Annotated in this window: 13 protein-coding genes; 8 read left to right on the top strand and 5 right to left on the bottom strand. The window is 65.0% G+C overall.

What is annotated here, in order from left to right; genetic code table 11:
* Positions 1–82 precede the first annotated feature (82 nt).
* From EDD41_RS02920 to EDD41_RS02905, 4 genes are all read left to right on the top strand, one after another.
* Complete coding sequence (locus EDD41_RS02920; RefSeq protein ID WP_211336562.1) at positions 83–343, top strand: type II toxin-antitoxin system Phd/YefM family antitoxin; 261 nt, start codon at positions 83–85, stop codon at positions 341–343.
* Entirely contained in the window at positions 340–603 is a 264-nt protein-coding gene (locus EDD41_RS02915) for a type II toxin-antitoxin system RelE family toxin (protein ID WP_123574898.1), read from the top strand. Before EDD41_RS02920 ends, EDD41_RS02915 begins: the two co-directional genes overlap by 4 nt.
* Positions 604–843: 240 nt before the next feature.
* Positions 844–1,485 carry an SGNH/GDSL hydrolase family protein gene (locus EDD41_RS02910; protein WP_123574897.1) on the top strand — a complete coding sequence of 214 codons (642 nt, stop codon included), beginning with the start codon at positions 844–846 and terminating at the stop codon, positions 1,483–1,485.
* A gap of 141 nt (positions 1,486–1,626) precedes the next feature.
* On the top strand, positions 1,627–2,115 hold the full coding sequence (locus tag EDD41_RS02905; protein WP_123574896.1) for a hypothetical protein: 489 nt from the start codon (positions 1,627–1,629) through the stop codon (positions 2,113–2,115).
* Between the two features lie 67 nt (positions 2,116–2,182).
* On the opposite strand, the gene EDD41_RS16730 is transcribed toward EDD41_RS02905, so the two are convergent.
* Together EDD41_RS16730 and EDD41_RS02900 are read right to left on the bottom strand one after the other, a co-directional pair.
* Positions 2,183–2,320: a hypothetical protein gene (locus tag EDD41_RS16730; RefSeq protein ID WP_170165218.1), complete on the bottom strand. Its 138-nt coding sequence runs from the start codon at positions 2,318–2,320 to the stop codon at positions 2,183–2,185.
* Between the two features lie 34 nt (positions 2,321–2,354).
* Positions 2,355–2,798, bottom strand: coding sequence for a cytidine deaminase (locus EDD41_RS02900; RefSeq protein WP_123576822.1), 444 nt, complete (start codon positions 2,796–2,798; stop codon positions 2,355–2,357).
* A gap of 188 nt (positions 2,799–2,986) precedes the next feature.
* On the opposite strand from EDD41_RS02900, the gene EDD41_RS02895 reads away from it, so the two are divergent.
* On the top strand, positions 2,987–3,475 hold the full coding sequence (locus EDD41_RS02895) for a hypothetical protein (protein WP_123574896.1): 489 nt from the start codon (positions 2,987–2,989) through the stop codon (positions 3,473–3,475).
* Positions 3,476–3,741: 266 nt separating this feature from the next.
* On the opposite strand, the gene EDD41_RS02890 is transcribed toward EDD41_RS02895, so the two are convergent.
* Positions 3,742–4,335: a TetR/AcrR family transcriptional regulator gene (locus EDD41_RS02890; RefSeq protein ID WP_170165217.1), complete on the bottom strand. Its 594-nt coding sequence runs from the start codon at positions 4,333–4,335 to the stop codon at positions 3,742–3,744.
* A 39-nt stretch (positions 4,336–4,374) separates the two neighbouring features.
* Between EDD41_RS02890 and EDD41_RS02885 the strand changes: the two genes are divergently transcribed.
* Genes EDD41_RS02885 through EDD41_RS02875 form a run of 3 tightly spaced genes read left to right on the top strand, consistent with a single transcriptional unit; the run spans position 4,375 to position 7,564 of the window.
* Positions 4,375–5,331 carry an ABC transporter ATP-binding protein gene (locus EDD41_RS02885; protein ID WP_123574894.1) on the top strand — a complete coding sequence of 319 codons (957 nt, stop codon included), beginning with the start codon at positions 4,375–4,377 and terminating at the stop codon, positions 5,329–5,331.
* Complete coding sequence (locus EDD41_RS02880) at positions 5,328–6,458, top strand: ABC transporter permease (RefSeq protein WP_170165215.1); 1,131 nt, start codon at positions 5,328–5,330, stop codon at positions 6,456–6,458. The genes EDD41_RS02885 and EDD41_RS02880 overlap by 4 nt, the downstream gene beginning before the upstream one ends.
* Positions 6,458–7,564 (top strand): ABC transporter permease, encoded by a 1,107-nt coding sequence (locus EDD41_RS02875; RefSeq protein ID WP_123574892.1) that lies wholly within the window; start codon positions 6,458–6,460, stop codon positions 7,562–7,564. The genes EDD41_RS02880 and EDD41_RS02875 overlap by 1 nt, the downstream gene beginning before the upstream one ends.
* A gap of 244 nt (positions 7,565–7,808) precedes the next feature.
* On the opposite strand, the gene EDD41_RS02870 is transcribed toward EDD41_RS02875, so the two are convergent.
* Positions 7,809–8,288: a hypothetical protein gene (locus tag EDD41_RS02870; protein WP_123574891.1), complete on the bottom strand. Its 480-nt coding sequence runs from the start codon at positions 8,286–8,288 to the stop codon at positions 7,809–7,811.
* Between the two features lie 349 nt (positions 8,289–8,637).
* Positions 8,638–10,002, bottom strand: coding sequence for an IS110 family RNA-guided transposase (locus tag EDD41_RS02865; RefSeq protein WP_123574890.1), 1,365 nt, complete (start codon positions 10,000–10,002; stop codon positions 8,638–8,640).
* Positions 10,003–10,235 lie beyond the last annotated feature (233 nt).

Here is a 10,235-nt window from a genome sequence, read left to right as displayed (position 1 = left end):
CGCGTGTCAGTAGATGGCGATGCCAGTTTCCCATGAAACAGCTGATATGTACATTTCAGCTATTTCAGCTAAGATGGGTGCCATGACTGAACTGACCATGAGTGACGCCCGAGCGCGCCTGGCCGATGTCGTGGATGAGGCCCGCGTCCGTCATGATCCCGTCTACCTCACCCGACGCGGACAGCGCGTCGCGGCTGTCATCGACGCAGATGACCTGGATCGGCTGATCGATGCCGCCGAGGACCTTGCCGACATCGAGGCGGCGCGCGCAGCACGCGCGGAGATCGATACCGAAGGAACCATTCCCTGGGACCAGGTCAAGGCAGACCTGGGGATCGCATGACCTACCGGGTCGAGTTCAGCCCCTCAGCCTCACGGCAGTTCCGCAAGCTTGATGGCAGCGCCCGTCGCCGCATCCAGGGCGCCATCGAACTGCTGCAAGGCGAGCCCCGACCATCGGGTGCGAAGAAGCTCGTGGGCGGCGACGGGGAATGGCGAGTACGCACCGGCGACTACCGCATCATCTACGAGATCCACGATGACGTCCTGCTCGTCTTGGTGCTCGCAGTCGGCCACCGCCGAGAGATCTATCAACGCCTCTGAACACACCTCGCCACCCCCTCCGGCAACCCTCTCAAACACCTTCTATTACTTGCGATCATTGTGCGTTGACTCCAAGGATCGTGAGTGATGGGGGAGAAAGGCTCTGGCGCGCGTGACATCGATCATCCGCCGAGAGGCGGACATCCTGTTCGCGGGTCGTCAGATGCTCGGTTCAACGCCCGAGAATGCTGCACGATCCCGGGTGTCGAAAGTGTCAGACCCGGCCCATAGCCTTCGCACATGACCACAACACCTGTCGCTCGTGACCTACCCACCGTCGCCTTCTACGGCGACTCAATCACCACCGGACACCGCAGCATCAGCTCCCCGGAAAGGCGCTGGAGCAGCCTCGTCTGTACCGAGCTCGACTGGCGCGAAGTCAACATCGCCATCGACGGCATGGGCTTCTACCGACGCCGCGGACCCCGCGACGCCGACGGCAAACTCACCAACTCCGCCGATGACACCACCCTGCTCGACGCCGTCGTCCGCCTCCGCCCCGACGCCGTCGTGGTCTGCCTGAGCGCCAACGATCTGAGGTTCATGGACGACATGCCGGATGTGATCGCCCAGTGCACCCGCCGGGACTTCGAAAGGCTCGCCACCGAGCTCCCCGGCGTCCCCGTCGTTGCGGTCACATACTTCCCCGGCACCCAGCTCTCCCACCGCGGGCTGGGCATCGTCGCCAACGTCGAGAACGCCTGCAAGGCCACCGGAGCCACCTATGTCGACGCGTTCCGCCACGTGGTGGACGCCAACACCGCCCTGGTCAATGAGGACGAGGTGCACCCAAACGACGAGGGCCACCGACTGCTTGCCGAAGCCATCCTGCCCACCTTGCGCTCACTGAACCTCACCGCCCGTGAGCGAGTCCGCTATTGATGTCAGACGAACGACTCTGCCGCTCTGCGTGGGCAGCCCCATGCCGGCATCACTGCCAGCCGAGTCAATCTGTCGGCGTGTCCCAGTAAGGTCTTGTTCCGAGCTGGATGACCAGCCGATCAGACCACGTGAGGGCCCACCATGCTTTTCCTCGTCTCACCTCCGCTAAGCATCTACTGGACAGACTCGCCGCTCGCTCGCCTTCAGATCATCAAGGACCACCCAAACGTCATCGAGGAACTGGAGTGGAAAGCCGTTGAAGAACCTCATGATCCCCACCGAGACTTGGACCTCGCGCTGAGGCACGGGATACCAGTCCGATCCGGAATCGTCGTGGACGCCGCGCCCATCCTGGATGGGATGCGACCGGGCCAGCTACGCCAATCCCTGAGCGACATGAACGCGTCCCAGGCGAGACTCCACGAGTCAAAGGGTTTCCAGCAGGCAGAGGACCTAATCGAGCAGGCTGCTCCGGGATGGAAAGCGCACGGAGAACACCTTGACCGGGAGGTTGATCGAGCGACACAGGCTTCTATCGCAGAGGCTGAGGAGGAGGCAGCCCAGTGGCTGAAGCAGGAGCGGCAGCCCCTACTGATGGATCATTGGCGATCGGTAGGAGGCTGGATCTGAGCCCACGAATCGGCTCCACCCCGCACTAGCGCCTGATGTCGGCGCAGCTCACGTCATGCAGGTGGACCTATGCTCCGTCGTGCAGGGTGAACTCGTAGAGGTCCCGGGCGCGGGCGGGGAAGTAGACACTCATCCGCAGAGGGCGCCCGTAGCTGTTGGCGGCGTCTGAGATGCGCACCTTTGCCGCGAGCAGATGTTGTGGCATTGGTGGGGCGTCCGGCTACTTCGCCGCGCTGAGGTCAGGATGTCGGCAGCCAGCGCGGATCGATGTCCTCGGGAAAGGCCACTAGCCAGTAGTCAGGCAGGACTGCGCTGAGCTTCTTCCATTGGACGTGGACGGGGTCCCCGGGGTCGGCGACTGCCACCAGCACGTCGGGACCGTGAATGGCCAGGCGTTCGCGGCAGACGCCGCAAGGGCTTAATACGACGGTTCGTCCACTGGCCTGTCGGTGGAGACACACGGACGCGATGATGCGCTGCTGCAGTCGGTAGGCGGCGCAGTACGGCTCTGTCTCGTGGCAGAGTTCCACGGAAGCGTTGAGGGTCTCCGGGGCGGTGCCAGTCAGGATCGTCCCGTCTTCCAGGAGCATGGCTGCGGCGCCCGCATCCTGATCCGCGGGGAAGCGGGTGGTGATGAGCTGACGGCATGCAGCGATGGTGGCGTCCAACTGTGGATCGTTCATGGCGTCATGGTCGCAGGGTTCCGCGGGCTGCGCTTGGTGAACCTTGCGGTCGAACGCGATCATCTGCCGCGATGCGTGGGCAGCCCCATGCCTGCATCACTGCCAGCCGAGTCAATCTGTCGGCGCGTCCCAGTAAGGTCTTGTTCCGAGCTGGATGACCAGCCGATCAGACCACGTGAGGGCCCACCATGCTTTTCCTCGTCTCACCTCCGCTAAGCATCTACTGGACAGACTCGCCGCTCGCTCGCCTTCAGATCATCAAGGACCACCCAAACGTCATCGAGGAACTGGAGTGGAAGGCCGTCGAGGAACCTCATGATCCCCACCGAGACTTGGACCTCGCGCTGAGGCACGGGATACCAGTCCGATCCGGAATCGTCGTGGACGCCGCGCCCATCCTGGATGGGATGCGACCGGGCCAGCTACGCCAATCCCTGAGCGACATGAACGCGTCCCAGGCGAGACTCCACGAGTCAAAGGGTTTCCAGCAGGCAGAGGACCTAATCGAGCAGGCTGCTCCGGGATGGAAAGCGCACGGAGAACACCTTGACCGGGAGGTTGATCGAGCGACACAGGCTTCTATCGCAGAGGCTGAGGAGGAGGCAGCCCAGTGGCTGAAGCAGGAGCGGCAGCCCCTACTGATGGATCATTGGCGATCGGTAGGAGGCTGGATCTGAGCCCACGAATCGGCTCCACCCCGCACTAGCGCCTGATGTCGGCGCAGCTCACGTCATGCAGGTGGACCTATGCTCCGTCGTGCAGGGTGAACTCGTAGAGGTCCCGGGCGCGGGCGGGGAAGTAGACACTCATCCGCAGAGGGCGCCCGTAGCTTTTGGCGGCGTCTGAGATGCGCACCTTTGCCGCGTTGATAGCAGGGGCGGGGGGCTCAGCCCATCCGGCTCAGCAGCACGAGCATTGTCGGAGCAGCACGACCAAGTCGCGGTCAAGGGTGACGGTGTAGGAGGGTCTGCAGTGTGGGTGCGAGCTGTTGGGTGAGTTCCTCGGCTGTCATTGAGGCCGTCGGTTCGAGCTTGAGGATGTAGCGGGTGAAGTAGAGGCCGCTGATCAGGCTGGCGACGGCTGCGGCTCTTTGATGTGCACGGGTACCGCCCAGCAGGTGGGCGAGCCGTCCGATCATCTCGTTTTCCAGATATTCCCGGAGCGCTCGCTGGGCGGCCGGTGTGGTGAGCGCGTCGGTGATGAGTCGACCCAAGCCGGCTTGGTAGTCCGGCCGGTCCCAGGCGGTCAGGGCCGTGTGCAGGAGGGTGGCGGCGAATCGGTCTGGTGGGGTGCGGGCGGTGATGGCGTCAAAGATTTGCGCGGGTGTGAAGACGAGCTCGGTGACGGCCCGGAACAGGCCTTCCTTTCCACCGAAGTAGTAGCTGACCAGGGCGTGGTCGACGTCGGCGTCGCGAGCGATGGCCCGCAAGGACGTGCCCGTGTACCCGTCGGCGGTGAATCGCTGACGAGCCGCTTGCAGGATACGGTCTCGGGAGTCGCTGGGGGTGGAGGGTCGGCCGCGTGATTTATTCACCACGGTTGAAATGGTGTCACACGGGGGCTGTTACTGGTGCCCATGACGACAGCAGCGATTACGTTTCAAGACTTGCGGATGGAGTTCAGGCGCCGTGGCCGGCCTCCGTTCGTGGCGTTGGAGGGGTTCAGTCATGAGGTGATGCCGGGGCAGGTGTTCGGGCTGCTCGGCCCGAACGGATCGGGCAAGACCACGAGCGTGAACTTGTTGTGCGGGCTTCTGCGCCCCACCTCGGGCACGGTGGTATGCGAGGGCATTGACGTGCGCCGTGATGTGACCGCCGTGCGGACCCGGTTGGGGGTGGTGCCCCAGGAGACGGCCTTGTACGACGATCTGACCGCTGATGAGAACCTGTCCTTCCATGCCCGGCTGTACGGCGTGCCGCGGAGCGAGCGGGCCGGCCGCATCAACGAGGTGCTCGAGCTGGTGGGCCTGGTTGGCCGGCGCCGTGACCGGGTGGGCACCTATTCCGGCGGGATGCAGAGGCGGCTGGCGTTGGCGCGCGCACTCCTGACCCGCCCGAGTGTCGTGGTGCTAGACGAGCCCACCCTCGGCGTGGACGTCCAATCGCGGGCGGCAGTGTGGGAGAGGGTCCGTTCCATCGCCGATCAGGGCGGCACCGTGCTGTTGACCACGAACTACATGGAAGAGGCGCAGGCGCTGGCCGACTCGCTGGCGATCCTCGACCACGGCCGGCTCGTCGCCACGGGCACCCCCGACGAGCTGCGCTCCGGGCTGGGGCACTCGTTCATCGATGTGCACACCACCCGGCGCCCTGCCGAGGACTTGCGTCGGGTGGCGGGGGTGCGGGACGTCACATGGCGCGACGGTGTCGCGTCGATCTCCGCCGACGGGGCCCCGACCACCATGCGGGCCGTGTTGGACTGGTTCACCAGCCACGACCCCGACGCCATGATCGTGGGTCTGCGCCGACCAGACCTCAACGACGTCTTCCTGGCTTTGACCGGATCGGCGCTGCGAGACGGAGGTGCGGCATGACCGGCCCCGGCCCGATCTTGGCGATCGCGATAAAGGACTGGACCCGGTTCCTCCGGCAACCATTCCTGATGGTGATCAGTGTTGTGATCCCACTGGTGTTCATCTTCTTCTACTCATTGATCGTGCCGGTCAGCAACACGAACCCCATCATGATCGCCGATCACGATGGCGGGCCCGCCGCCATCCGGCTCACCGCCACGTTGCGCGACCTGCACAGCGAGGAAGGCCCCTACTACGACATCCTGACCACCGACCCGGCCCATGCTGACAGCGCGTTCCACCAGCGCGGCGCGCTGGCCACCATCATCATCCCGGAAGGATTCAGCAGCTCCGTCGCGTCCGGCAGCGGCCAGGTCGACCTGCGGTTGAACAACATCAACTCCGACTACTCCAAGAACCTGCGGCTTCGGCTGGACAAAGCCGTCCGGGACCTCAACGACCAGATTGCGGAGCCCGTCATCACCGTGCACGAGACCCGCTGGCTCCCGCACGACCCGACCATGCTGGGCTACATCTCGACCAGCCTTCTGCTGTTCGGCTGCCTCTATGCCGCCATGGTGAACACCGGTCTGCACGTCGCCTCAGAGTGGAACGACCGCACCGTCAAAGGGCTGCTGCTGGCCCCGGTGAGCCGGGGCACTCTGGTCGCCGGCAAAGTGCTGGCGGGCCTGGGGCAAAGCCTGCTGTCGGTCGCGCTCGTCCTGGCCGTCCTGATCATCGGGTTCGGCTTCACCCCCACCGGCAACCTGGCCGCGATGGCCGGAATCGTCATCACCACACTGCTGATGGGCGCGGGGATCGGCGCGGCGTTCGGTGTCGCGTCCAAGAAAACCCTGGCCGCCACCTCATCCCTGATCGCGCTCGCCATCCTGTTCTTCCTCGTGTCCGGCAACGAGGAGTCCATGCGTGGACTGGCATGGGGTCAGCCCATCACCAGCCTGTGGCAGTTCTCTCGCGCCCTGCCCACCACCTACGCCTTCATGTCAGCCCGCAGCATCTTCCTCACCGGCGACAGCACCAACCTGGCCAGCAACCTCGGCATTGTCATCGCCGCCACCGTCATCGTCCTCGGCTTCGCTGCCTGGCTCCTACGCCGTGCCTACTCCAACCTCACCGGAGGCCAGTAATGAACCCCGACCGCATCCTCGCCATCGCCACCAAGAATCTGCGTCAGTGGTCCCGGGACCGCCAGGCACTGGCCGGACCCATGCTCATACCACTCGTCTTGATGTTCCTGTGCGGAGTCCTGTTCGGCTTCGGCGGCGACGACTGGAACATCGGCCTGGTCAACCACAGCCGCGGGCCTCGCGCGCAAGCCTTCGAGCAAACCATCAGGGACAGTCGCAGCAACATCACCCCCTACTTCAAAGTGATCACCACCGACCCTGCCGAAGCTGACCGTCTCGTCCACCAAGGGCGCCTCCAACTCGTCATCACCATCCCCGCCGACTTCGACGCCAAGATCGCCGCCGGCTCAACCCCCACACTCGAAACGGCTGTCTACAACATCAACACCGACATGATGAAGAACGCCAGACTGCGTCTCGACCGGGTCATCCAGGACTACGCCGCCGCGCACCATCCCGACCGGACACTCATCACCATCACTCAACACACCACCCGCACCTCCGACGTCTGGCGCAAGACCTTCATCGCGAACAGCACCGCCATTCTCGCCGTCATGGTTGGAGCTGCGCTCAACACCGCAATCATGATCGCGCGTGAATGGGAACGGCACACCGCCAAGGAAGTACGTCTCGCTCCCCGCCCACTTGCCGACCTCGTCTCCGGAACCATCCTCGCCGGACTCGTCGCCGCCGCCGTCAACACCGCGGTCACACTTGCCGTCGCCATGCTCGCCTTCGGCGTCCGAATCCCCCTCGATCGGGTTCCCCTGCTGCTCGCACTGAGCGGCGGCGTCGCCCTGGCCTGCGCCGGACTCGGCATCGCCATCGGCGCTTGGTTGCGCGACTACCGCACCATCCAACCCCTGTTGATGGTCACGTTCGCCGGCTCCTTCTTCGCTGCCGGTGGCTTCTCCTCGATCCCCACACTGCCTCGCGCCGTCCAAGCCTTCGATCGCTTCTGGCCACCAGCACCAGTGTTCGACACCCTTCAAGCTTGGACGTGGATGACCGACCCCCCCAACCCCACCAGCTTCGCCATCGCGGCCGCCCTCGCCGGGATCGCCACCATCACGATCGCCGCCTTCACCCTCAAGAGACGCCTATGACGTCGTCCCCCCCAGCCCCCGACCAGCGAGCGTGACCGCACTGTTGCGCCGCGCATGGCCAAGCGACTCTGAAGCCCTCGTACCCGAAGCTGACGAAGGCTCCGTGCTTGTCAACGAGCACTGCGCACCAGAGCGGCGAATCCCGTCGAACCTAAGTGTTGCCCCGACTCGAAGGACGCACTACTTTGCCGCTGTCGTCGCGTAGCGTCAGACTAGGCCGCATTACGAGGTGATGATTGTCTCCTCACATGAAACTTTCATAGACATAGAAGAGGTCGGTAGCGGGATCGTAGACGCCCAGTACGAACTCGTTGTCAGTCCAGCCGTTTGGCATGAGGGCGTGGGCTTTGCGCAACGAGCGAGTGTCGGGGTCCAGCGGATGGGCCGGTCGCAACTGGGCATTGGCTTGGGTTACCAGACCGCGCTCCTCGGCTGTAAGTGGCTTGGTGGACATCGCGGTGACGTCCAGAAAGGTGCCCTCGGTAGTGGTGTGCAGAGTAGGAGCGAAGACCTTGATCCGGTAGCCGTCGCCATGAAACCTGGGCTCGGAACGCTGTTCAATGGGGGTCAACGACCGAGGCATCCTCACGCCCCAGTTCGATTCCAACTCACCGATCGGTGCGGATTGGCGCCATTGGATCACGATGTACCGGCCCCCTACGGCCACGGCCAGCAGGCTTAGCAGTGCGAGAAGGCCGACGACGCTGCGTTTCCGAGCACTCATGGGCACTGAGTGTAAGCAGCGGCTGGGTCGACGAGGTGGGCGAGCACTTCGCACCCTTGACCAGCACGTCACTTCTCAGACGCGGCAAGGATGTCACTGTCATCAGCGTGAGGCGTTTCGTGTCAAGACTGGGTCGGGTGTCCCGGGGTTTTCGTCGGTCCCTGCATAGGTAATGGAGCTGGGCTCTGCAGCGTGTGATCGGGTTGGTCGACGAGGGTCGGGGCTGCCCATGATGACAGACGGGATACCGATGGGGTTCCCAATGCCGCTGAGGGCTCGCCCCGACCCAGCTCTTGGGTGTGGACGCCTGGCTGATGGCGACGCGGGCGGGTGGCTTGTAGGGGTTGGTTCAGGCAGCGATGGCCTCCAGGTGGACGACCGTGGCGACGGGCCTGCTGCCAGTGGAGGCGATGTCGGGGCTCCAGGCCTGCCGGGTGGTGACGATCGCGTAGAGCTGCCGTAGCAGGCCGGCGGCGACGACGGCCTGGGCCTGGGTGGGCTTGAGCCGGTTCGTCTCGCGGGTGGTGAGGTGGCGGTAGCGGGCCGCGTGGACCTGGTTGTTCTGCAGGCAGCCCCAGACCGCCCGCCAGGCCGCCGCTCGGAGTTCGGGCCGGCCGGCGCCGGTCAGCCTGGCTCTGCCGGTGAACGCCCCGGACATGCGTTCCCTCGGGGCGAGGCCGGCGTGTTTCACGACGGCGCGGGCGGAGGTGAAGCGGGTCAGGTCACCGGTCTCGGCCAGGATCGCGGCTGCGCCGACCGCCGAGAGGCCGTCGATGCTGGTGACCAGCTCGGTCAGCCCGAGCTCGTCGAGGACGGCGACCAGGCGTTGGTCGACCTCGACGAGTTGGGTGTGGGCGTGGTCGAAGTCGTCGAGGATCCAGCTGATCCGTTCGAACGCGGAACGTCGGTGTTCCAGCACCCCGGCCGGGTCGTCGAGGGCGGTGAAAAGTCTTGTCACGATCCGCCGGCAGGGACGCTGGTAACCGCGGCGGATCAGCTCGCGACCGACCTGGTGCTCGAAACGGGCCAGACCTCGGCGCCGGCTCAGGGCGAGGTCGCCGCCGTCGCGGGAGACGATTACGTGGAGCGCGGCGATCCAGGTGTGGGATTTGAACGGGTGCTTCGCGGTCTCGAGAGCCGCGGGCCAGACGCACTCCAGCAGGGCCCTGATCTGTTGGACAGACTCGGTATGGACGCCGAGCAGCCGGGCCCGTCGCTGCCCTAGGTGACGCAGCCGACCCCAGGTCTCGTCGACCGGTTCGGGCAGGTAGCAGCGCAACTGGGCGGTCAGGCGGGCGATCAGGACAGCGTCCTTGTCGTCGGTCTTGTCGATGGTCAGGTCCTCGGTCTTGCGGGCCCATGACGACAACATCGGTTGAACGCAGACGAAGCTCATGCCGCGGTCGGCGGCGAGCTGCCCGAGGACGCGCCAGCGGTGCCCGGTCGGTTCGCAGGCGACTGTGACGCCGGTGTAGCCAGCCCTCGTCGCGCGGTCGGCGGCCCAGTCGAGGGCCTTGCCCAGGTCCCAGGCCTTGCAACGGAAGGTTCGTCGGGCCAAGACCTTCGAGTCGTGGTCGCAGACCACCAGCATCTGCTTGGTGTCCGCGAGGTCGATCCCGACGATCGCGTTCGTGACCGGGACGGCCTCCCGGAGCCGCCCGAGTCGGGCATTGCGGTTGCGGTCACCACGGGAAACACCACTAGCGTGAGACATGTTCGTCCTCCTTCTGCGATGGGACACCAAGCCCTTCAAGCGCAGCAGGAGGACGTTCCCTCACGCCAGACCCCGTGTGCTCAAACACGTTCCTATGCCGCGGAGCGCGGCAGACGGCCGTTGCCCTCCAGGCCAAACGCCCTTGGGGGTTCTATTCTCGCGACATGACTGACACTGCCGCCCGAGCACGCCGGATCACTGTCGTCCTGTTCGACCAGTTCGAGCTGCTCGAC

Source organism: Luteococcus japonicus (assembly GCF_003752415.1).
GTDB classification, from domain to species: domain Bacteria; phylum Actinomycetota; class Actinomycetes; order Propionibacteriales; family Propionibacteriaceae; genus Luteococcus; species Luteococcus japonicus.
Note: the sequence above shows the minus strand (reverse complement) of the source record. Positions and strands in the feature narration are given on the sequence as shown.

Coding starts and splice junctions, on each gene's coding strand:
- EDD41_RS02920 (WP_211336562.1), top strand. CDS start 83: ATGACTGAACTGACCATGAGTGACGCCCGAGCGCGCCTGGCCGATGTC.
- EDD41_RS02905 (WP_123574896.1), top strand. CDS start 1,627: ATGCTTTTCCTCGTCTCACCTCCGCTAAGCATCTACTGGACAGACTCG.
- EDD41_RS02895 (WP_123574896.1), top strand. CDS start 2,987: ATGCTTTTCCTCGTCTCACCTCCGCTAAGCATCTACTGGACAGACTCG.
- EDD41_RS02865 (WP_123574890.1), bottom strand. CDS start 10,002: ATGTCTCACGCTAGTGGTGTTTCCCGTGGTGACCGCAACCGCAATGCC.
- EDD41_RS02910 (WP_123574897.1), top strand. CDS start 844: ATGACCACAACACCTGTCGCTCGTGACCTACCCACCGTCGCCTTCTAC.
- EDD41_RS02885 (WP_123574894.1), top strand. CDS start 4,375: ATGACGACAGCAGCGATTACGTTTCAAGACTTGCGGATGGAGTTCAGG.
- EDD41_RS02870 (WP_123574891.1), bottom strand. CDS start 8,288: ATGAGTGCTCGGAAACGCAGCGTCGTCGGCCTTCTCGCACTGCTAAGC.
- EDD41_RS02880 (WP_170165215.1), top strand. CDS start 5,328: ATGACCGGCCCCGGCCCGATCTTGGCGATCGCGATAAAGGACTGGACC.
- EDD41_RS02915 (WP_123574898.1), top strand. CDS start 340: ATGACCTACCGGGTCGAGTTCAGCCCCTCAGCCTCACGGCAGTTCCGC.
- EDD41_RS02900 (WP_123576822.1), bottom strand. CDS start 2,798: ATGAACGATCCACAGTTGGACGCCACCATCGCTGCATGCCGTCAGCTC.
- EDD41_RS16730 (WP_170165218.1), bottom strand. CDS start 2,320: ATGCCACAACATCTGCTCGCGGCAAAGGTGCGCATCTCAGACGCCGCC.
- EDD41_RS02875 (WP_123574892.1), top strand. CDS start 6,458: ATGAACCCCGACCGCATCCTCGCCATCGCCACCAAGAATCTGCGTCAG.